Below are 21,514 nucleotides of genomic sequence, written 5' to 3'. Positions count from 1 at the left end.
GCTTTACCCCTTGATTTTTGCTCGAAAAAAAAGCCCGCACTGTTCAGGTGCGGGCTTTTTTCAGTATTTCCTGTACGCGTCAGCCCGCACCGTTACCTGTGGTAATGGTGATGGTTGTAATAGTGGTAATCGTGCAGATGCGTGCCATGGATGTTGTGCTCTGTATTATTATCTGTCTGTGCTGTATGCCTATATTGGTTAAAGTATCTGCCTGCTTAAGTCAATTTATTTTTTATTTATGCAGAATTTATTCAATTCCCGTCTGCGCTAAAAGCGGAGCCGTTTACAGCCCGATCAGGGCGATGAGAAATCGATATCGCAGCATCTTCAGCTATAAAAGAATCTTATTACAGCGCGTTACTCGATAAGCTTTTTTTCGATATCGTGAAGCAAACGGTGCAACATGGCGGTGTCGCGCTGCTCAAGTAAGCCAAGCCGCTGGTCCAGCCAGTCGACCATTTTCATATCGTCAACCACGTCTAATTTTTTGAGTAAATTATGTGCCCGTAAACGCAGTGCACTTAACTGGTTATTATCAACCTGAGAAATGGTTTGCGGCGCACTTTGCATTAACGCAGATAATTGATAGCAAAATACCATTACCGCCTGGCCGAGATTAAGCGAAGGGTAATCTGCCGCCATCGGCACGCCGGTTAAAATATCCGCCAGCGCCAGTTCATCATTGGTCAGCCCGGAATCCTCGCGCCCAAAAACCAACGCCGCGCCGCTAAGCCAGGCGCTTTTTTCCTCTAATAACGGCACGAGCTGCTCAGGCGTCGCGTAATAGTGAAATTTCGCCCGGCTACGCGCAGTGGTGGCAATGGTGAAAGGAATATCGGTCAGCGCGTCGGCGAGCGTCGCGTAATGTTTCGCGTTATCCAGGATCTCTCCTGAACCGTGCGCAACACGCCGTGCGGCTTCCTGTAAATGGGCATCGCTGTCGACAATACGTAAATCAGTAAAGCCCATCGTTTTCATGGCACGCGCCGCTGCGCCAACGTTTTCCGCTCGCGCGGGGGAGACAAGAACAATTGCCAGTTGCATCGAAACCTTCTTTTTTCATGCCCGCTGAAAAAATGTGACATCAATCAACATATTACGCGGAGCGAATTTACAATTACATAACACTAATCGCCGATCTGACCCGTCTCTACGCTTAAAAAAAGCTAAACTGTTTATCAGCAATATTACCTGTTAAGATGTTAACAGAACGGGCATATCCCTCTGTTTCTTCTTGGCATTTTAATACAGAAATGTCTGCCTGTGTTGGATTCAGGCTATTTATCAATTAGCGCACGCAACTACTTGGTTTATTGAAAATTTGTAATAGAAGCTAGCAGCTGGCTATCAGAATTTCGCTAAAGTGTTAACGTGCTACAATTGAACTTGATATATGTCAACGAAGCGTAGTTTTATTGGGTGTCATTTGCGTCTTAGCCTGTTATGTTGCTGTTAAAATGGTTAGGATGACAGCCGTTTTTGACACTGTCGGGTTCAGAGGGAAAGTGCCCACGACCAAGCTAATGATGTTGTTGACGTTGATGGAAAGTGCATCAAGAACGCAATTACGTACTTTAGTCATGTTATGCCGTCATGTTAATTTTCGACATGCACCAGGCTGGTCAGGGACTTTTGTACTTCCTGTTTCGATTTAGTTGGCAATTTAGGTAGCAAACATGCAGATCCCGCACATTCTTATTGTTGAAGACGAGTTGGTAACACGCAACACGTTGAAAAGCATTTTCGAAGCAGAAGGCTACGATGTCTTTGAAGCGACTGATGGCGCTGAAATGCATCAGATCCTTTCTGAACACGATGTAAACCTGGTGATTATGGATATCAATCTGCCGGGTAAAAATGGTCTTTTACTGGCGCGTGAGCTGCGTGAGCAAGCAAATGTCGCGCTGATGTTTCTGACCGGTCGCGACAACGAGGTCGATAAGATCCTCGGTCTTGAAATTGGCGCTGACGATTACATCACTAAACCTTTTAACCCGCGTGAATTGACTATCCGCGCGCGCAACCTGCTGTCCCGTACCATGAATCTCGGTACCATCAGCGAAGAGCGCCGCAGCGTCGATAGCTACAAATTCAATGGCTGGGAGCTGGATATCAACAGTCGTTCGCTGATTAGCCCGAACGGCGAGCAGTATAAGCTGCCGCGCAGTGAGTTCCGCGCGATGCTGCACTTCTGCGAAAACCCGGGCAAGATTCAGTCGCGTGCTGAGCTGCTGAAAAAAATGACCGGGCGTGAGTTGAAACCGCACGATCGTACCGTGGATGTCACCATCCGCCGTATCCGTAAGCACTTTGAATCAACGCCGGATACGCCAGAAATTATCGCCACTATTCATGGCGAAGGTTACCGCTTCTGCGGCGATCTGCAGGAATAAACGAACGCAAACGAAAAAGCGGCGCACAGTGCGCCGCTTTTTTTATTTCCAGATCCTTAACTCATCTTCCGTCGCAGGCTCTGCTGCGATCCGTTTTATCCCTGCCGCCGAGAGCGCATACCAGTCAAATTTACGCGTCAGGAACATCACCGCGGTCAGCGCCACAAACAGCACGCCGGTTCCCAGTAAGAGCGCATTATCCTCAGAGTTGAGCAGCCCCCACATCACCGCATCAAGCAGCAGTAGCGCGGCGGTAAAGCCCAGACTGGCACGCCAACTTTTCATTACGCCCTGCAGATAGAAGCCGTTCAACAGCGCACCGAGCAGGCTGGCAATAATCCACGCGACGGTAAATCCGGTGTGTTCAGAGAGCGCCAGTAATACCAGATAAAACATCACCAGCGACAGACCAACCAGCAGATATTGCATCGGGTGCATCTGCCGCGCGGTGAGGCTTTCAAACACGAAGAAGGCGAGGAAAGTCAGCACGATCAGCAAGATGGCATACTTTATCGCTCTGTCGGTCAGTTGATACTGATCCGCCTGGGTGACGATATTGACGCTGAACGCCGGCAGTTCCCAATTGTTCTTACTGGAGAGCACGGTCATATCGCGCACTTTACTGTCCAGATTGTTGGCAAACCAGCTACTCTGCCAGTGCGCCTGGAATCCGCTCTCGCTCACTTCACGTTTTTCCGGCAGGAAATCGCCCATAAACCCCGGGTGCGGCCAGTCGCCCTTCAGCGCCATCTCGCTATTACGGCCAAGCGGCACCACGGAAAATTCACCGGTTCCACTCAGATTGAACGACATCGCCAGCTTGAGCGGTTTTTGCAGGCTCTCCATCGCCAGCGGCATATGCACGCCCTGCAGATCGCTCGTCAACCCGGTCCCCGGCTCGACGCGCAGCGCTTCGCCATTCACGCTTGTGCTGCGCACCAGGCCAATGCCGCGTGAGTCGCTCACCGCCAGCACGATAAACGGTTCGCCAAGCGTCACATTTTCACTCGGTTTGATATCCAGCCGCTTCGGGTCGAACTCGGCGTTAATATCAATGTTGTTGTGCCAGATCTGCCCGTCATAGATACCGATTTTGCGTGTTTCAACCTGCTGATTGCCGTTGACCATCAGCGATTCCGGCAACCATAAACGGATGAAACTCTGCTTGCGGCGTATCTCTTTCGGCGGTTCGTTTTCGCCGCTGCTCTCCAGCGACACGGTGGTTTCCGTTACCGGGATGGCGATCAGCGGGCCGATCAGTTTTTGCGAGCCGGCGCTGCTCTGGCGCAGCGTATCGGTCACGTCATGTCGATAATCGGCGCGCTCGCCAATCAGGCTGCTGAGCATTGTCAGCGGGATAAGTAATACACACAGGCAACTTGCCAGCGTAACCATTTTCCAGAACAGGGGGGATTTCAACATAGCCTTCTCCTTAGTGATGCGCGCAGCATAACGAGGCTATGTGTGAAGCATTTGAAGTTATGTGAAGTGAGGGTGAAGTGTCAGACGGGCTTCGCAACCGCCTTCCTCACGGTTGGAAACGGTGATAGCGCCGTGATGCAAGCGCGCGACCTCCTGGACAAAGGCCAGCCCTAATCCGCTGCTCTTCTGCCCATTTCCGCGCGGCAGGGAGTAGAAGCGCTCAAAGATGCGCGGCAGCGCATAATCAGGAATACCGGCACCGCTGTCGCTCACCGTGATGACTATCTTGTCGGCTTCCTCTGCGGCGCGCAGCACAATATTGCCACCAGCAGGTGTAAAGTCGATGGCATTATCCAGCAGGTTTCCCACCGCCTGCGCCAGCAGCTCTTTATCACCCGCCACCACCGCATCGTTGGCTTCAAAAACAAGGTTTAGCGCCTTTGCCGCTGCCACCGCGCTTCGCTCCTCCTGCAATTGCTGAAAGAGCGCACTCATCTCAACAGGCGCAAAGGCGATCTCCAGACGGTTCTCCAGCTTCGCCTGATGCAGCAACTTCTCAACCAGGCGCTGCATACGGCTATTCTGCGCGAGAATATTCTCCGTGAAGCGGGTCGCGACTGGCTGGGGAGGATGTTCACGCAGGATCTCCGCCGCGCCGCGGATCGCCGCCAGCGGGCTTTTCAGCTCATGGGTCAGGGCATAAACATACTGCTCAATATAGTTTTTCCCCTCCAGCTTGACGCGCATGCTCTCCAGCGCCTGCGCCAGTTTGCGCAGTTCACTGCTGCCCAGTTCAGGCAATGGCACCGGGCGGTCTTCGGTTACCGAATCCGCATAACGAGCGAGCTTGCCGATCGCGCGGTTGATCCACCAGACCATTGCCCCGCCAATCAGCAGCGCAATGCCAAGCAGCGCGCCGCCGGCCCACAAAATGCGCCGTTCGCTGCGTTTTATCACCGGATCCATGGCACTGTTGGGCTTACCAACGCTCACCACGCCAATGATCCGCCCCGCATCCATCACAGGCGCAGCGACATACATCACCGTACTTTGCGGATCGCCCGCAAACAAGGGTGAGCTACGCGCGCCATACTGCCCGCGCAGCGTCAACCAGACATCATTCCAGCGCGAATAGTCCTCGCCCAGCGCCTTGCCCGTCGAATCAAATACCACGCGCCCGCTGGCGTCAGTCATATAGACATGGTACTCGTTGCGCACTTTGTGAATGCCGTTGATATGGGCGTTAATCGGGTGCTGATGAAGGGTGGAAAAGGCCTGCGCCAGTCGCCCATCCTGCGCATGCCCGCTGAGCAAATCCTCGCGGGCAAACTCTGCCAGCAATGTCGCGGTATCAATCAGCGTGCCTTCGGTGGCGCGACGCACGCCGGGTTTGATCTCCTGCACGAAGATAAACAGCACAAACCAGGCGGCCACTGCCACAATCAGGAAGTAGCCCAGCAGCAGGCGCATGCCGATACGCATCAGCGCAGCCCCAGGCTGTAACCCATGCCGCGATGGGTATTGATTGGCGTCAGTTGAGGATTGATTGCGCGCAGCTTGGCGCGCAGCGTTTTGATATGGGTGTCGACGGTACGATCGAAGCTCTCTTGCCCATCGCACCACACCTGGTCCATCAACTGCTGGCGCGAGAAGATCCTGCCCGGCGCCTGCAATAGTGTTTTCATTAACAGGAATTCATACCGCGTCAGATTCAGCGTTTCGCCGCACCAGAGGATAATCGCCGCGGTTTCATCCAGTTCAAACTCGCCGACGCGGATACGGTCGCTATGCAGCGACGCTTTCTGCAACCTACGCAACACGGTGCGCACGCGGGCGCACACTTCGCGCGGCGAGAAGGGTTTGGCGATATAGTCATCCGCGCCCATCTCCAGCCCCAGCAGTTTGTCGACCTCTTCGCTGCGCGCGGTCAGAAACAGTACCGGCAGCGCGGGTGCGCGCGCCAGCAGACGCCGGCACAGCTCAAAGCCGCTGATATCCGGCAGGCCAACATCAAGGATGACCAATTCGGGCAACCGCTGCGCCGCTGCATCCAGTACCGGTAATCCCCGCTCAAACGCGGTGACGGCAAACCCATCCTGTTGCAGCATATAGAGTAAGGTTTCAGCGATGCTGGCTTCATCTTCCACCAGCCAAATCAGCGGTTGCGGCATAGACACGTTGCTTATTTACCCCACGGCATGATCGGCACCGCGCTGATGGCGTTCTTCGGTGAACCTTCGACCACTTTATCGGAATAGGCTAAATAGGTCAGCGCGTTACGTTTGGAATCGTAGAAACGAACCACCTGTAACTTTTTGAAAACTAACGAGGTGCGCTTCTGGAACACGACGTCGCCCTGCGCTTTGCCGTTCTTAATCTTATCGCTCAGCTCAACCGGCCCTACCTGCTGGCAAGAGATTGCCGCATCGGAGGTATCCTCTGCTAAACCAAGACCGCCTTTGATACCGCCGGTTTTCGCCCGGCTGATATAACAGGTAACGTTTTTCACATCGGGATCGTCGAACGCTTCCACCACGATTTTGTGATCAGGGCCGAAAATCTTGAATACCGTATCCACCGATCCAATCTGCTCCGCCTGTGCGGAAGCTAGCGAGGTCGACAGGAGAGCAGGAATAACAAACTTTGTATATTTCATATTGTTACCATTTTTGAATATTACGTTACGCAACTATTCAGTTTTCATATGAGAAACTGTTTGCAGATCACCCATTTACAAAATTTATGATTAAAATCAGTCACAATGCGCGGGTCAGCGCAAAAAAAACACTGCATGCTAAACCCCTTAAAACCCGCTATTATCCCTCCCCTGATATCAAGCGTTCACCGCTGCTGTGCTATGGAAGAGGATATTTTATGGATCAGGCTGGCATCATTCGCGACTTACTTGCCTGGCTGGAAGGCCATCTCGATCAGCCGCTGTCGTTAGATAATGTGGCGGCAAAAGCGGGTTATTCCAAGTGGCATTTGCAAAGGATGTTCAAGGATGTCACAGGCCACGCTATCGGCGCCTATATTCGTGCCCGCCGTTTGTCGAAATCCGCCGTTGCGCTGCGTCTTACCGCCCGCCCGATTCTTGATATCGCGCTACAGTATCGCTTCGATTCCCAACAAACGTTCACCCGCGCGTTTAAAAAACAGTTTGCCGTTACCCCAGCGCTCTATCGCCGTTCACCGGACTGGAACTCGTTTGGCATCCGGCCGCCGCTGCGTCTGGGCGAGTTCGCCTTACCGACGCACAGCTTTGTCACGCTGCCGCCGATGAAGCTTATCGGCACTACGCAAAGCTACACCTGCGCGCTGGAGGAGATCTCCGATTTTCGTAACCAGATGCGTATCCAGTTCTGGCGCGAGTTTTTAAGCAATGCACCTACCATCCCGGATGAGTTGTACGGCCTGCACGAGCCGCGGCCAAGCCAGGAAAAAGATGACGAGCAGGAAGTCTTTTACACCACCGCCCTGCCGCCGGAGCAGGCGAATGGTTACCTGAGCAACGCTCAGCCGGTCGCGCTGGAAGGGGGAGACTATGTTGCCTTCTCCTATGATGGCGCACCGGAAGGGTTGCAGGAGTTTATCCTGACCGTCTACGGCACCTGCATGCCGATGCTGCAGCTGACGCGCCGTAAAGGCCAGGATATCGAGCACTTCTACCCGCAGCGTAACGCCACCAACGATCGTGAACCGCCGACGCACATTCGCTGCGAGTATCTGATCCCTATCCGCCGTTAACGCTGCATCTCATCGAGCGCAGGGGCGTCCAGATGTGAGACGTCGCCTGCGGTTTCCACCACCCAGCCTGACGCCAGCCATGGGCTCTGCTGATAGTCGATGCGGGAGATGGAGCAGTTGCGCAGGCGCAAACGGCGCTCGGCGTAGGCCGGCAGGCCAAGAATCGTGCTCACCAGACACCCCAGCGCCATGCCGTGGCTCACCAGCAACGGACGGCTGCCTTCTGGCAGTTCGAGACAGGCTGCCAGCGCGGCGTGCATACGCTCGCTCAGCTCCTGCATCGACTCCCCTTCAGGAATGCGGCCATCTGCGGTGCCGTTGACCAGTTGACGACGCCAGCCCTCTTCCTCTTCGGTTAAAGAGTCGAGGGGGCGTCTCTCCAGCACGCCCATATTGAGCTCGCGCAGGCGCGGTTCCAGCGTCACGTCGCAGCCGCAAATGTCCGCGATAATCTCCGCCGTGCGGCGCGTACGCCCCAGGTCGCTGGTGATAATGTGGGTGATGCCCAGTGCTTTCGCGCGTTCCGCCACCTGACGGGCCTGTGTTTCGCCTTTGTCGGTTAACGGACTGTCAGACTGGCCTTGAATACGACGCTCGGCGTTCCAAAGGGTTTCACCGTGGCGAACAAGGTATACCTGTAACATGTATTGTTATCCATTATACTGCGATGAATTTATTTCTCTGAGGAAGGCTCAAGTCCGCATGGGAAAAGCAGTTTCCTCTCGGACATGCCTTAGATGATTATGCACCAAGTTGTCTGCGCTACCACCAATCCCGCCAAAATTCGGGCGATTCTGCACGCTTTTAACCAGATTTTCGGCGAAGGATGCTGCCATATTGACGCTATTTCCGTCGAGAGCGGCGTCCCGGAACAACCCTTCGGCAGTGAAGAAACGCGAGCTGGCGCACGAAACCGCGTACGGAACGCGCGCGCGGCACGGCCAAAAGCAGATTTTTGGGTGGCGATCGAAGCGGGTATTGATGAAGGGAGCACCTTCAGTTGGGTGGTAATTGAGAATGGCAAGTTAACCGGCGAATCCCGTTCGGCAACGCTGCCGCTGCCGGAGGTGATTCTGCGCGATGTGAACGCTGGCGAAGCGCTGGGGCCGGTGATGTCACGCTATACCGGCATTGATGAGATTGGCCGCAAAGAGGGAGCCATCGGCGTCTTTACCGCCGGGGCGCTGACCCGCGAAAGCGTCTATCACCAGGCGGTGATTTTAGCGCTTAGCCCGTTCCATAACGCCGTTTATCGTTGAGCGTTAAGTAACGCTTTTTCCAGCCACAGACGCAAATCCGTCGGCGCGGCTTTCAGACTGTTGGAGCCGCGCGTGATGGTCGCAATGCCCGCGCCAAGCTCGTTTTTCAGCTCGCGCTGGCTCATCTCGCCGCGCAATAGCTCTTCGATAATACGCACCCGCGTGCCCAGCGCTTCGCGCTCGTCCGGCGTAAGCATCAGGTTAAGCAACGGGATATGCAGTTCGTTGTCGTACGCCTGCCTGAGCAGATCAACAAAGCGTTGCCACTCCTGCTCGCGCTGTTCGGCCATCGCCGCTGAATAGGGGGATTGCTGAGTCATAGTTTGTCGCCGTGTTAGGGATTTTTATGCTGCGTACTCGTGCATGAGTACGCAGCATAGCATAAACCACACTAATCAGTAACGGCGCTGCCATTCAGCGTCACTGAGGATGGTCGCTTTCTCGTCCTGCAGGAAGTAACGGTAGTAGGCATCATAAGCCAGCACGTTTTTCACATAACCGCGGGTTTCCGAGAAAGGAATGCTCTCGATAAACGCCACCGCATCCAGCTTGCCGCCGCTGTTATTCAGCCAGCTACGCACCCTTCCCGGCCCGGCGTTATAAGCCGCCGAGGCGAAAATACGGTTATCGCCAAACTGCTGGTAGACATACTGTAGGTAGCTGGTGCCGATCTTGATGTTAGTTTCCGGATCGAAGAGCTGGCTGGAGTTACTGTAGCCCGGGATCGAAAACATCTTCACGGTGTGCGTGGCGGTGGCAGGCATAATTTGCATCAGCCCACTCGCGCCGACCGGCGAGCGCGCCGTCGGGTTCCACGCACTCTCCTGGCGAGAGATAGCCATCGCATAGCTCGGCGAAATCTGCTTATCGCCGGTATAGCGCGTATAGAGATCGCGATACGCCAGCGGGAAGCGCTCCTCTAACTGATCCCACAGCTTGCCGCTGATCGTCGCCTGCACGCTCAGATCCCACCACTGCTGCTCAAAAGCATAGCGCGCCAGCTGCGCCTGCTGTTGCTGGCTGCGGCTGGAGACCAGATTCGCCCACTCGCCGCGCGCGGTGTTATCCATCTTCCAGTACATCAACTCGCGCACGCGCGCCATCTCTGTACTCTGCAACAGGGTCGGATCGACGTTGCCATCAGCCTTATCTATCTTCAACTGATACGCTTCGCCCAGACGCTGCGCGGCAGCCATCGGGTAGAAGCCGCGCTGCTGCATCAGCGCATGGAGGATCTCTTTGGCGTCGTTTTCACGCCCGCGCTCCAGCAGCAGATCGGCCTGCCAGTAGCGCCACTCATCTTTCTCTTTCGCCTCCATCGGCAGGCGCGAAAGCCAGGTGTTCAGCCCGCGGCGGTCGCCATTGCTGAGCGCCATACGAACACGCCGCTCCAGCAGTGAAACGGATTGCGAACGCATAATCGTATCGTCGCGCCAGCGCGCCTGCTCGCTGGTCACATCATTGCCCATCAGCCGCCACGCGACCGTCTCGCGCAGCTGCTGCGTCTGCTCTTCGTTGAGTTTTTGCGCCTGCGCCAGTAACGGGATCATCAGCCGGGCATTCTCCACATCCTGGCGCGCCACGCTTTCAAACGCTTCAGCCGCCATCTGGCGCGTAAAGTCCGTCGCTCCGGTGGTGGTAGCGAAACTCATCACCGTCATCGGATCGTTGGCCAGCGTCACAATCGCCGACGAGATGGTCTGGTAATCGGGCGGCATCTGGTTCGCCAGCAGCGTAACAAGCCGCGTATTGCCAGCTTTCATCGCCAGGCGGATCCGCTCCAGGTAAGCGAGCGGATCTTGTTTGCCCGACGCGCGCCAGGCGCCAAACAGCTGATCGCAGGCGTTGGGCTGGCTTTTACCGCTCAGCCAGAGATCTTTCGCGCCCGCCCAGGCTTCATCCGCCTGGCCGCTGTTCCATTTAGCGAAGTAGTAGTTGCACTGCGCCTCGGTGGTCGTGGGTTTGTCCGGGCTAAAGGCCAACAAACCCTGCCAGTCCTGACGCCGCGCCAGCTCGTTCACAAAGCGGTTTTTCAACGTCCGCGCGGCGGGCAGCGTCGGATACTGCTGCACAAACTGGGTGACAGTGAGCGCCGGTTCGCTCATCAAATCGTCGGTGATCTGCCGGTATTGCAGGTAGGGGTAAAGGGGATAGGTTTGCAGCGTCGGCATTAGCTGCTGCACAACGTCCATCTGGTTGTTGTCCCAGGCGCTTTTGATTTGCGCATACCGATCGCGTTGTTCATCCAGTGAGTCCGCCCGCGCCGCATTGCTGAAGGACAGCAAACACACGCAGGCCGCCGCTAACCGCCAGGCGGCATGTTTAGCTCTCTGCACAGCTCTTTCCTCTTATCTGTCACATTTTTACAGCATCATGCCGCATACAGGGGTTAATGCTAACCGGGCATGCCGTAACGCGCCACGTTACGCACACTTTTTTACCTTTCTGGTGTGATTTAACAGTGTGAGCGTCGCTGGCTGGGATTAGCGCGCGAAAACGGCTACACTCCGCTGTTAAATGCACTACTCATAACAAAGAGGCGAAGTCCACCGTGGCTCAATTCGTATATACCATGCACCGTGTCGGCAAAGTTGTTCCGCCGAAACGTCATATTCTGAAAAATATCTCCCTCAGTTTCTTCCCTGGCGCAAAGATCGGCGTGCTCGGCCTTAACGGTGCCGGTAAATCGACGCTGCTGCGCATCATGGCCGGTATTGATACCGACATCGAAGGGGAAGCGCGCGCGCAACCGGGTATTAAAATCGGTTACCTGCCGCAGGAGCCGCAGCTCAATCCTGAGCAGACGGTTCGTGAATCGGTTGAAGAAGCCCTTTCTGAAGTGGTTAACGCGCTGAAACGTCTGGATGAAGTTTACGCACTCTACGCTGAGCCGGAGGCGGATTTCGACAAGCTCGCCGCCGAACAGGGCAAGCTGGAAGAGATTATCCAGGCGCACGACGGTCACAACCTGAACGTGCAGCTTGAGCGCGCCGCCGATGCGCTACGTCTGCCGGAGTGGGATGCGAAAATCGCCACTCTCTCCGGGGGTGAACGCCGCCGCGTCGCGCTGTGCCGTCTGCTGCTGGAAAAGCCGGACATGCTGCTGCTCGACGAACCAACCAACCACCTGGATGCCGAATCCGTTGCCTGGCTGGAACGCTTCCTGCACGACTTCGAAGGTACCGTAGTGGCGATTACCCACGACCGTTACTTCCTCGATAACGTTGCGGGCTGGATCCTGGAGCTTGACCGCGGTGAAGGTATTCCGTGGGAAGGCAACTACTCCTCGTGGCTGGAGCAGAAAGATCAGCGTCTGGCGCAGGAAGCCTCTCAGGAAGCGGCTCGCCGTAAATCCATTGAGAAAGAGCTGGAGTGGGTTCGCCAGGGCGCGAAAGGCCGTCAGTCGAAGGGCAAAGCCCGTCTGGCACGCTTTGAAGAACTTAACAGCACCGAGTACCAGAAACGTAACGAAACCAACGAACTCTTTATTCCGCCAGGCGCGCGTCTGGGCGATAAAGTGGTTGAAGTCAGCAACCTGTGCAAAGCCTATGGCGACCGCCAGCTGATCGATAACCTCTCCTTCTCCGTACCGAAGGGAGCCATCGTCGGCATTATCGGCCCGAACGGCGCCGGTAAATCGACGCTGTTCCGCATGATGTCCGGTCAGGAGCAGCCTGATGCCGGCACTATCACGCTTGGTGAAACGGTGAAACTGGCCTCTGTTGACCAGTTCCGTGACGCGATGGATAACAACAAGACCGTCTGGGAAGAGGTCTCCGGCGGGCTGGATATCATGCGTATCGGCAACACCGAGATGCCAAGCCGCGCCTACGTTGGCCGCTTTAACTTTAAAGGCACCGACCAGGGCAAACGCGTTGGCGAACTCTCCGGTGGTGAGCGCGGTCGTCTGCACCTGGCGAAGCTGCTGCAGGTTGGTGGCAACATGCTGCTGCTCGATGAACCAACCAACGACCTGGATATCGAAACCCTGCGCGCACTGGAAAACGCCCTGCTGGAGTTCCCGGGCTGCGCGATGGTTATCTCGCATGACCGCTGGTTCCTTGACCGTATCGCCACCCACATTCTGGATTACCAGGATGAGGGTAAAGTGGAGTTCTTCGAAGGTAACTTCACCGAATACGAAGAGTACAAGAAACGCACGCTGGGCGCCGATGCGCTGGAGCCGAAGCGTATCAAGTACAAACGTATTACCAAGTAATAAGCAGAGCGAATGGGGAGACCCATTCGCTTTTTTTCCCGCAAACCCTCAGCAAATTCCTCTTCTTTCCCGCACTAAAAAAGTATTTTTGTTTTTCTGTTATTCAGGACGAATAAGCCACCTCGTTATATTCGCCATGGAAATAAAATAAAAATAAACCGCATCAGACGACGCTAATCCAAAGCAGATATCACTGCGCAATGTCTATCGGCAGAATATCTGTTTTAGCTTTCGCTAAAAAAGCCGCATCTTGAATAACGCTACACCCAGTCGCTACCATTTTGCTTCCTCGTAACAGGCAGTAAACGGAGCCCTCTTATGCACATCATTACAGACGATCGCTTCCTGGCGTGCGGGCTGCGGGCGCTGTTTGAGCAGGGAATCTTTAATCTTGCCGAAGAGGACGTTATCGTCGATTTCGATAATCACTTTCTGATTATTACTACGCTACCGACATTAAAAACGATTATGTCTGGCGACCAATCTTTTGAGCATTTTTTATTACAGCCCTTTTTTAAAATCGAAAAGCGCATCGCTATAAAAGCGTTACCGCTTCAGCTGAAATACCGCCCCTGGCGGCAGCGTAAATACACCCCGCCATCACCGCCCCTCACGCGCAAAGAGCGGGCACTGCTGACGTATGTGATGAACAGCGAGTATCAAAACGGGATTTTTGATTATGGCGAGCTGGGCAGCAAAACCCTGAGTACCCACAAATACAATCTGCTGCGCAAAGTGAATCTGCGCTCAATTGCCGCGCTGGCGCAGGTGCATATGCGCTGGAAAACGCTCTCTCATCTGCGCTGTTTCTGGCCGGAGAGCGCATGCGCCAGACCGGCCAGAGAGCGCGCGCTACGCGCCCATCAGCTGTTTTACCAGGTCAACACACTGCAGGAAGCGTGAGTCGTAATCGGCCTCTTCAACGCGAACATAGTCGATATTATTCGCTTCCAGCATCGAGACCAGCAGATCCTGAAACTCACGGCGATCGACAGAGCTGCCGAGGCTGCGCAAGCCGTCGTTGATCCACGGCGTGTTGTTTTCCAGCAGGATCACCAGATCGAAGCGATACTCATCGATCAGCGCCTGCACAAAGGGGTGCTCGCGCCCCTCATACTTTTTACAGAAGGCCTGCGTGGTGACAAAGTCGGTATCGATAAAGGCGACTTTATTGGCATACTTCACCGCAAAATCAATATATTGCGCATGACCGAGGGCGATTTTGTCGTAGTCAGAATATTGCAGCGCAATCTCATCCCCGCCGAGATGGGAGAAGACGTAATCGCGACCAAACTCCCAGGCGCTGGTGGTGTTGAAGATATTGGCAAGCTTGTTCACCAGCGTCGACTTCCCGCTCGACTCACCGCCAAGGATCGCCACTGTGCGCACAAAGAAGGGCTTCACTTCCGTCGGAATGTACTCCCAGTAGCGGAACGGGTTTTCACGAATTTGTGAGCCGCTAATGTTCATAAAGGTGCGCTCGGGATCGACCAGCACCGCTTCCGTGCCGAGATGCTGCAAATATTGCGGCGCATCCGCGGCCTCAGAGGTGTAGATCCAGTTCGGCGTAATGCCCTTTTCCGCCATAAAGGCTTTGATGCCATTGCTCCAGACGTCCCAACCGTGAGGATAGGGCTCCATCCCCTCTTCGTTGAACGCATGGATGCGGATATTTTTCTGGTACTTAAAGGTTTGCAGCAGCCAGCGCAGACGGTCGCTCACCGTTGGCTGCTGCGACATCGCGCTTTCTTCAAACAGCGCGCGGTCGCGGGTTTCGTCATACCCGAGGATGATATGCAGCTCGTCAACCTGGCTACAGGCGCGCTGGATCAGGTAGATATGGCCAGTGTGCAGCGGATAGAACTTGCCGAACACCACGCCGATATTTTTCTCGCGACGCGGGAAATCCAGCCCGAGGAAACGGTGCAGCGCCTCCAGCTTTTGCGCGCTGGGGCTTTTGATTTTGGCATTCAGCAGCTGGCTTAAGTAGCCTTTGGTCATGCCGCTGGCATCCGCGACCTGCTGCAACGTGCAGCCCTTCTGGCGAATGGCGGTTTTTAAGTAGTCGAATGACGACATCGTTGCCTCCTGCAAAAGTGATAAGCCAATTATAAGTCGTCAAAGACGCTTAGCGCATCGGCGAGCTTCTTCACGCCAAAGATCTGCATGCCTTCCGGCACCTTTTTCGGCACGTTTGCCGCCGGAACAATCGCCCGGCGAAAACCGTGCTTCGCCGCTTCCGAGATACGCTCCTGGCCGCTCGGCACCGGGCGGATCTCACCGGCCAGCCCGACTTCGCCGAACACCACCAAATCCTGCGGCAGCGGGCGATCGCGCAGGCTGGAGACCATCGCCAGCAGCAGCGCTAAGTCGGCGCTGGTTTCCGTCACTTTCACCCCGCCGACCACATTGACAAACACATCCTGGTCCGCCATCTGCAAACCGCCGTGGCGGTGCAGCACGGCCAGTAAAATCGCCAGCCGGTTCTGCTCAAGCCCTACCGCCACGCGGCGCGGGTTCGACATCATGGAGTGATCGACCAGCGCCTGGATCTCCACCAGCAGCGGGCGCGTTCCTTCCCAGACCACCATCACCGAACTGCCGGAGGTTACTTCATCCCCGCGGCTAAGGAAGATGGCCGACGGGTTGCTCACTTCGCGCAGCCCCTGCTCCGTCATGGCGAAAACGCCCAGTTCATTCACCGCGCCGAAGCGGTTTTTATGGCTGCGCAGCGTGCGGAAGCGGGAGTCGGCATCGCCGTCGAGCAGTACCGAACAGTCAATACAGTGCTCCAGCACTTTCGGCCCCGCCAGCGAACCATCTTTCGTCACGTGGCCGACCATTACAATCGCTACGTCGCGGGTTTTGGCAAAGCGGGTGAGATAGGCCGCGGTTTCGCGCACCTGCGCGACGCTGCCGGGCGAGGACTGGATATCCGCCATGTGCATTACCTGGATGGAGTCGATCACCATCAGGCGCGGCTTCTCCTCTTCAGCAATCATGCAGATCTGCTCAATGCTGGTCTCGGAGAGCATATTCAGGTTAGTGGTCGGCAGCCCTAAACGGTGGGCGCGCATCGCCACCTGCTGCAGTGACTCTTCGCCGGTAACATAAAGGGTTTTCATCTGCTCGGAGAGCTTGCAGAGCGTCTGTAACAGCAGCGTCGATTTCCCCGCACCCGGGTTACCGCCAATCAGAATGGCGCTGCCGGGCACCACGCCGCCGCCGAGGACGCGGTCAAACTCTTTAAAACCGGTGGAGAAGCGCGGCAGCGCTTCGAGGCTAATGTCGGAGAGCTTTTGCACCTTCGACACGCCCGCGCTGCCCGCATAGCCGGAGAGGCGCTCGTTGCGCGCAACGGTTGGCGAAGCGGCCACGCGCACTTCGGTAATGGTGTTCCAGGCGTGACAGGCGCTGCATTGCCCCTGCCAGCGCGGATAATCAGCGCCGCACTCATTACAGACAAACGCACGTTTTGGAGCTTTCGCCACATTCACCTCTACTTCTTATTAATACTGCCGGAAAGGATACAAAATACGCCCATCAGGTCGGCGTGACGAATGGTCACTTCCGCCTTCTCATTCACGGTTGGTTTGGCGTGAAACGCGATGCCAAGGCCGGCGGATTTGATCATCGGAAGATCGTTGGCGCCATCGCCAATCGCCACGGTCTGATCCGGGGCGATCTCATACTCTTCCGCCAGCAGCTTCAGCGTTTTCGCTTTGTACTGCGCATCGACGATATCCCCCAGCACCTGGCCGGTAAATTTACCGTCGACGATCTCCAGCTGATTCGCCACCGCCGCCGTCAGATGCAGCTTGTCGCGCAGGTAGTCGGCAAAGAAGGTAAAGCCGCCGGAGGCAATCGCCACCTTCCAGCCGAGGGTTTCCAGTTTTAACACCAGTTGCACCAGACCCGGCATCAGCGGCAGATTTTCGCGCACCTGATGCAGGATAGCAGCATCCGCGCCTTTTAAGGTCGCCACGCGGCTGCGCAGGCTGGCGGTGAAATCGAGTTCACCGCGCATCGCGCGCTCGGTCACTTCAGCCACCTGTTCGCCGGTGCCGGCCAGTTTGGCGATCTCATCAATGCACTCAATCTGGATCGCGGTGGAGTCCATATCCATCACCAGCAGCCCTGGCGAGCGCAGGTGCGGGATTTTACCGAGCGGCGCGACGTCCATGCCCTCATCGTGCGCCAGGCGCGTCGCGCGCGGCGTCAGCGAGCCTGCCAGGCGAATCACCTGATACTCATCCACGCTCCAGGCGGAAACAATCACCATCGCGGCACCCAGCTTGCGCTGATAGGTGGTCAGACGCTGCTTATCAAGGCTCCGGCTATAGAGCAACCAGCCGCTGCGACCAGCGTGATAATCCAGAGGCATCACCTCATCACCACTGAGAGAGAGCGGCAATCCCGGCCACTGAGAAACATCATCGGGCAGGTCGCACCAGGTCAGACTGTTAGGCATTAAAGCTCCTGTAAAAACGTTCGCGCCAGAAAGCACCGGAGGGGAAAATAACGCAAGAGGCTACCTTGTAATCAACGCTTCTGGCAACATTAAGCATCAAATTTACAACAGGTGACACATGAGTCGCGCAAAACTTAAATTTCGGCTGCATCGCGCCGTGATTGTCCTTATCTGTCTGGCGCTGTTGGTCGCGCTGATGCAGGGTGCTTCCTGGTTCAGCCAGAAGCATCAGCGCCAGCGAAATCCGCAGTTTGAAGAGCTGGCAAGAACCCTGGCGCGTCAGGTGACGATCAATCTCACCCCGCTGATGCGCACCGAAACGCCCGATGAAAAACGTATAGCCGCCATCTTAGGCCCGCTGACGGAAGAGAGCCGCATTCTCGATGCTGGCGTCTACGATGCACAGGGCGACCTGGTGGCGCGCGCCGGTGAAGGTATTGAGGTACGTGACCGACTGGCGCTGGATGGCAAAAAGGCGGGTGCCTACTTCAATCAGCAGATCGTTGAGCCAATCCAGGGCAAAAGCGGCCCGCTGGGTTATCTGCGCCTGACGCTGGATACCCACACGCTGGCGACGGAAGCTAAACAGGTGGATAACACCACCAATATTCTGCGTCTGATGCTGCTGCTCTCCCTGGCCATCGGCGTAGTGCTGACGCGCACCCTGTTGCAGGGCAAACGCACCCGCTGGCAACAGTCCCCCTTCCTGCTGACGGCCAATAAAGCGGTGCCGGAAGAGGATGAGCAGGAAAAGCGAGAGTAGCCGCCGCGGCTTCCCGTACGCCCCCTGATTTTTTAGCAAGGATATCGCCTATGTCGACGCTTCGTCTTCTTATCTCCGACTCTTACGATCCCTGGTTTAACCTGGCGGTTGAAGAGTCGATCTTCCGCCAGATGCCCGCCACGCAGCGGGTGCTGTTTCTCTGGCGTAACGCCGATACGGTAGTGATTGGCCGGGCGCAGAATCCGTGGAAGGAGTGCAATACTCGCCGCATGGAAGAGGACAACGTGCGGCTGGCAAGGCGCAGCAGCGGCGGCGGCGCGGTGTTCCACGATCTCGGCAACACCTGTTTTACCTTTATGGCCGGCAAGCCGGAGTATGACAAAACCGTCTCCACCACCATTGTGCTCAATGCGCTACAGGCGCTGGGCATTAACGCGGAAGCCTCCGGGCGCAACGACCTGGTGGTCAAAACCGCCGAAGGGGATCGTAAAATCTCCGGCTCAGCCTATCGCGAAACGCCGGATCGCGGCTTTCACCACGGCACCCTGCTGCTCAACGCCGATCTCAGCCGTCTGGCGAACTATCTCAACCCGGATAAGAAGAAGTTGCAGGCCAAAGGCATCACCTCTGTGCGCGGTCGGGTGGCGAATCTGGTCGATCTGCTGCCGGGTATCACTCATGAGCAGATTTGCGCCGCCGTCACCGAGGCCTTCTTTGAGCACTATGGCGAACGTGTCGAGGCAGAGGTTATCTCGCCGGACAAAACGCCGGACCTGCCGAACTTTGCCGAAACTTTTGCCCGCCAGAGCAGCTGGGAGTGGAACTTTGGCCAGGCCCCGGCCTTCAGCCATTTGCTGGATGAGCGGTTTACCTGGGGCGGCGTGGAGCTGCACTTCGATGTCGAAAAGGGGCATATCACCCGCGCGCAGATCTTTACCGACAGCCTGAACCCGGCACCGCTGGAAGCGCTGGCGGCACGTTTGCAGGGCTGCCTCTATCGCGCCGATATGCTGGCACAGGCGTGCGACGCGCTACTGGTAGATTTCCCGCAGCAGCAACAGGAGCTGCGCGAACTGTCGGCGTGGATTGTACAGGCAGTGCGATAGAGCAGTATGCCTGGCGCTGTGCGTATCGGGTGTGAATAGATACGTGAATAGATTCTCAATCACTATTCTATTGATTTAAAAAGAAAAGCATGCAGATATGCAGTAAAAGATGAATAGATAGTAAGGGGTAAAATGCCGGGCAAGCTTACCGCCGCCCGGCAGGCAAAATTACGCGTTGTCGCCCAGCAGGACGGATTCCAGCGCGATTTTGATCATGTCGTTGAACGTGGTTTGACGCTCATCGGAGGTGGTCTGCTCGTGGGTGCGGATATGGTCGGAAACGGTGCAGATTGTCAGCGCTTTCGCACCGAACTCTGCCGCAACGCCATAGATACCCGCCGCTTCCATCTCCACGCCGAGGATACCGTACTTCTCCATCACGTCGAACATCTCGCCATCCGGGGAGTAGAAGAGATCGGCAGAGAAGAGGTTACCTACGCGCGCATCAACGCCAAGGTTTTTCGCCGCGTCAACCGCGTTACGCACCATGTCGAAATCCGCGATCGCTGCGAAGTCGTGATCCTTGAAACGCATACGGTTCACTTTGGAGTCGGTGCAGGCACCCATACCGATGACGATGTCACGCAGTTTCACATCCATACGCACGGCACCGCAGGAGCCGACGCGGATGATCTTTTTGACGCCAAAATCGGTGATCAGCTCTTTGGTGTAGATGGAGCAGGATGGAATACCCATACCGTGACCCATTACAGAGATTTTGCGGCCTTTGTAGGTGCCGGTGTAGCCCAGCATGCCGCGCACGTTGTTCACTTCACGATAATCTTCGAGAAACGTTTCGGCGATGTGCTTTGCACGCAGCGGGTCGCCCGGCATCAGTACGACGTCCGCGAAATCGCCCATTTCTGCATTGATATGTGGGGTTGCCATCGTTGCTTCCTTTGACTTGTTAGAAAATGGAGGGCGGGAAAGACCCCGCCCAAAAACATCAGAACATGGCTTTGCCATACTCCATATCAGAGACGCCGAAGTAGCGGGCGATCGTCTGACCAATATCAGCGAAGGTCTCGCGGTGTCCCAGCGAGCCTGCTTTTACTTTCGGGCCGTAGATCAGAACCGGAATGTGTTCGCGGGTATGATCGGTGCCTTTCCAGGTCGGATCGCAGCCGTGGTCGGCGGTAAGGATCAGGATATCATCTTCACCCACCAGCTCCATCAGCTCCGGCAGACGGCGGTCGAACAGCTCCAGCCCGCCCGCATAACCGGCGACATCGCGGCGGTGGCCCCAGGAGGAGTCAAAATCGACGAAGTTGGTAAAGACAATGGTCTTATCACCCGCCTCTTTCATCTCGGTAATCGTGGCATCAAACAGCGCGTCGAGGCCGGTAGCCTTCACTTTTTTGGTGATACCGCAGTTGGCGTAGATATCGGCGATTTTACCGACGGAGACCACCTGCCCATCCTTCTCTTCAACCAGTTTTTGCAGCACCGTCGCGGACGGCGGCTCAACGGCCAAATCGTGACGGTTGCCGGTACGCTGGAAGTTACCCGCTTTGTCGCCCACAAACGGACGCGCAATTACGCGGCCAATGTTGTAGCCGCCTTCGGTCAGCTCTTCGCGGGCAATTTCGCACAGCTCATAGAGCTTATCGAGACCAAAGGTCTCTTCGTGGCAGGCAATCTGGAACACCGAGTCGGCAGAGGTATAGAAAATCGGCTTGCCGGTTTTCATATGCTCTTCGCCGAGCTGGTCAAGAATGACCGTCCCGGAGGAGTGGCAGTTGCCGAGATAACCCGGCAGGTTAGCGCGCTCGACCAGCTTATCCAACAGCTCCTGCGGGAAGCTGTTTTCGGTATCGCTGAAGTAGCCCCAGTCGAAAAGTACTGGTACACCGGCGATTTCCCAGTGGCCTGACGGCGTATCTTTCCCGGAAGAGAGTTCATGCGCCCAGGCATACGCGCCAATAATCTCGGCGTTGCCGTCCATACCGGCCGGGATCTCGCCGGTTGCGCCTTCGTGGGCTTTCGCAAGCCCGAGGCGAGTGAGATTCGGTAGATTAAGCGGACCTTTGCGCCCGGTATCTGCTTCACCTTTCGCACAGGCTTCAGCGATGTGGCCGAGAGTGTCGGAACCCGCGTCGCCGAAGCGATCCGCGTCTTCTGTCGCGCCGATGCCGAAAGAGTCCAGCACCATGATAAATGCACGTTTCATATG

Annotated in this window: 22 protein-coding genes and 1 other annotated feature; of the genes, 7 read left to right on the top strand and 15 right to left on the bottom strand. The window is 56.0% G+C overall.

Translation table 11 applies throughout. The features are described 5' to 3' along the window. Nucleotides 1-23 precede the first annotated feature (23 nt). Nucleotides 24-141: a sequence feature (Thr leader region), on the bottom strand. The 3 genes from thrL to yjjY form a co-directional block, all read right to left on the bottom strand. Then, a complete protein-coding gene (thrL, locus tag IAE50_RS06385) occupies nucleotides 80-148 on the bottom strand; it encodes a thr operon leader peptide (RefSeq protein ID WP_124971581.1) in 69 nt (22 codons plus the stop codon). (Overlaps the previous feature by 62 nt.) 209 nt (nucleotides 149-357) lie before the next feature. Further along, complete coding sequence (locus tag IAE50_RS06380; RefSeq protein WP_200134206.1) at nucleotides 358-1,044, bottom strand: tRNA/rRNA methyltransferase; 687 nt, start codon at nucleotides 1,042-1,044, stop codon at nucleotides 358-360. A gap of 397 nt (nucleotides 1,045-1,441) precedes the next feature. Beyond that, nucleotides 1,442-1,582 carry a protein YjjY gene (yjjY, locus tag IAE50_RS06375; protein WP_086870418.1) on the bottom strand — a complete coding sequence of 47 codons (141 nt, stop codon included), beginning with the start codon at nucleotides 1,580-1,582 and terminating at the stop codon, nucleotides 1,442-1,444. A gap of 94 nt (nucleotides 1,583-1,676) precedes the next feature. Between yjjY and arcA the strand changes: the two genes are divergently transcribed. Next, nucleotides 1,677-2,393, top strand: coding sequence for a two-component system response regulator ArcA (gene arcA, locus IAE50_RS06370; RefSeq protein WP_023480336.1), 717 nt, complete (start codon nucleotides 1,677-1,679; stop codon nucleotides 2,391-2,393). Nucleotides 2,394-2,435: 42 nt separating this feature from the next. Here the strand turns inward: arcA and creD are convergent, their stop codons facing one another. Genes creD through creA form a run of 4 tightly spaced genes read right to left on the bottom strand, consistent with a single transcriptional unit; the run spans nucleotide 2,436 to nucleotide 6,471 of the window. Next, the gene (gene creD, locus IAE50_RS06365; RefSeq protein ID WP_200579859.1) at nucleotides 2,436-3,815 is read right to left on the bottom strand and encodes a cell envelope integrity protein CreD; all 1,380 of its coding nucleotides are present in this window, start codon (nucleotides 3,813-3,815) and stop codon (nucleotides 2,436-2,438) included. A gap of 57 nt (nucleotides 3,816-3,872) precedes the next feature. Then, the gene (gene creC / locus IAE50_RS06360) at nucleotides 3,873-5,297 is read right to left on the bottom strand and encodes a two-component system sensor histidine kinase CreC (RefSeq protein WP_200579858.1); all 1,425 of its coding nucleotides are present in this window, start codon (nucleotides 5,295-5,297) and stop codon (nucleotides 3,873-3,875) included. Next, on the bottom strand, nucleotides 5,297-5,986 hold the full coding sequence (gene creB / locus IAE50_RS06355; RefSeq protein ID WP_042715991.1) for a two-component system response regulator CreB: 690 nt from the start codon (nucleotides 5,984-5,986) through the stop codon (nucleotides 5,297-5,299). The genes creC and creB overlap by 1 nt, the downstream gene beginning before the upstream one ends. A gap of 11 nt (nucleotides 5,987-5,997) precedes the next feature. Beyond that, nucleotides 5,998-6,471, bottom strand: a complete 474-nt coding sequence (creA, locus tag IAE50_RS06350) for a protein CreA (RefSeq protein ID WP_200579857.1) — start codon at nucleotides 6,469-6,471, stop codon at nucleotides 5,998-6,000. A 218-nt stretch (nucleotides 6,472-6,689) separates the two neighbouring features. On the opposite strand from creA, the gene robA reads away from it, so the two are divergent. Beyond that, nucleotides 6,690-7,562, top strand: coding sequence for an MDR efflux pump AcrAB transcriptional activator RobA (gene robA / locus IAE50_RS06345; RefSeq protein ID WP_200579856.1), 873 nt, complete (start codon nucleotides 6,690-6,692; stop codon nucleotides 7,560-7,562). Here robA and gpmB read toward each other — a convergent pair. Further along, entirely contained in the window at nucleotides 7,559-8,206 is a 648-nt protein-coding gene (gene gpmB / locus IAE50_RS06340; RefSeq protein WP_042715995.1) for a 2,3-diphosphoglycerate-dependent phosphoglycerate mutase GpmB, read from the bottom strand. The two genes, robA and gpmB, sit on opposite strands and share 4 nt — an antisense overlap. 99 nt (nucleotides 8,207-8,305) lie before the next feature. Here gpmB and yjjX point away from each other — a divergent pair, with 99 nt between their 5' ends. Further along, nucleotides 8,306-8,821 (top strand): inosine/xanthosine triphosphatase, encoded by a 516-nt coding sequence (yjjX, locus tag IAE50_RS06335; protein WP_200579920.1) that lies wholly within the window; start codon nucleotides 8,306-8,308, stop codon nucleotides 8,819-8,821. Here yjjX and trpR read toward each other — a convergent pair. Beyond that, nucleotides 8,812-9,141, bottom strand: a complete 330-nt coding sequence (trpR, locus tag IAE50_RS06330) for a trp operon repressor (RefSeq protein WP_023480369.1) — start codon at nucleotides 9,139-9,141, stop codon at nucleotides 8,812-8,814. The genes yjjX and trpR overlap by 10 nt on opposite strands. Before the next feature lie 75 nt (nucleotides 9,142-9,216). Next, nucleotides 9,217-11,157, bottom strand: coding sequence for a murein transglycosylase (sltY, locus tag IAE50_RS06325; RefSeq protein WP_200579855.1), 1,941 nt, complete (start codon nucleotides 11,155-11,157; stop codon nucleotides 9,217-9,219). A gap of 215 nt (nucleotides 11,158-11,372) precedes the next feature. Between sltY and ettA the strand changes: the two genes are divergently transcribed. Then, nucleotides 11,373-13,040 (top strand): energy-dependent translational throttle protein EttA, encoded by a 1,668-nt coding sequence (gene ettA / locus IAE50_RS06320; protein WP_042715999.1) that lies wholly within the window; start codon nucleotides 11,373-11,375, stop codon nucleotides 13,038-13,040. A 318-nt stretch (nucleotides 13,041-13,358) separates the two neighbouring features. After that, on the top strand, nucleotides 13,359-13,943 hold the full coding sequence (locus IAE50_RS06315) for a LuxR C-terminal-related transcriptional regulator (protein WP_200579854.1): 585 nt from the start codon (nucleotides 13,359-13,361) through the stop codon (nucleotides 13,941-13,943). Here the strand turns inward: IAE50_RS06315 and nadR are convergent. The 3 genes from nadR to serB are packed head-to-tail and all read right to left on the bottom strand — an operon-like array spanning nucleotide 13,893 to nucleotide 17,511. Next, nucleotides 13,893-15,119, bottom strand: coding sequence for a multifunctional transcriptional regulator/nicotinamide-nucleotide adenylyltransferase/ribosylnicotinamide kinase NadR (gene nadR, locus IAE50_RS06310; RefSeq protein WP_023480307.1), 1,227 nt, complete (start codon nucleotides 15,117-15,119; stop codon nucleotides 13,893-13,895). The genes IAE50_RS06315 and nadR overlap by 51 nt on opposite strands. 29 nt (nucleotides 15,120-15,148) lie before the next feature. Further along, a complete protein-coding gene (gene radA, locus IAE50_RS06305) occupies nucleotides 15,149-16,531 on the bottom strand; it encodes a DNA repair protein RadA (protein ID WP_124969944.1) in 1,383 nt (460 codons plus the stop codon). Nucleotides 16,532-16,539: 8 nt separating this feature from the next. Next, nucleotides 16,540-17,511 (bottom strand): phosphoserine phosphatase, encoded by a 972-nt coding sequence (gene serB, locus IAE50_RS06300; protein ID WP_042716000.1) that lies wholly within the window; start codon nucleotides 17,509-17,511, stop codon nucleotides 16,540-16,542. 118 nt (nucleotides 17,512-17,629) lie between these two features. Between serB and IAE50_RS06295 the strand changes: the two genes are divergently transcribed. Together IAE50_RS06295 and lplA are read left to right on the top strand one after the other, a co-directional pair. Then, on the top strand, nucleotides 17,630-18,274 hold the full coding sequence (locus IAE50_RS06295; protein WP_023480449.1) for a YtjB family periplasmic protein: 645 nt from the start codon (nucleotides 17,630-17,632) through the stop codon (nucleotides 18,272-18,274). 50 nt (nucleotides 18,275-18,324) lie between these two features. Continuing rightward, complete coding sequence (gene lplA / locus IAE50_RS06290; protein WP_200134200.1) at nucleotides 18,325-19,341, top strand: lipoate--protein ligase LplA; 1,017 nt, start codon at nucleotides 18,325-18,327, stop codon at nucleotides 19,339-19,341. Nucleotides 19,342-19,509: 168 nt separating this feature from the next. Here the strand turns inward: lplA and deoD are convergent, their stop codons facing one another. Together deoD and deoB are read right to left on the bottom strand one after the other, a co-directional pair. After that, entirely contained in the window at nucleotides 19,510-20,229 is a 720-nt protein-coding gene (gene deoD / locus IAE50_RS06285) for a purine-nucleoside phosphorylase (protein WP_023480392.1), read from the bottom strand. A 58-nt stretch (nucleotides 20,230-20,287) separates the two neighbouring features. Further along, nucleotides 20,288-21,511, bottom strand: coding sequence for a phosphopentomutase (gene deoB / locus IAE50_RS06280; protein WP_042716009.1), 1,224 nt, complete (start codon nucleotides 21,509-21,511; stop codon nucleotides 20,288-20,290). Nucleotides 21,512-21,514: the final 3 nt, after the last annotated feature.

This window comes from Kosakonia sp. S42 (genome assembly GCF_016624785.1).
Classification (GTDB): domain Bacteria; phylum Pseudomonadota; class Gammaproteobacteria; order Enterobacterales; family Enterobacteriaceae; genus Kosakonia; species Kosakonia cowanii.
The sequence above is the reverse complement of the archived record's forward strand: the minus strand, read 5'-3'. Positions and strand labels throughout refer to the sequence as shown.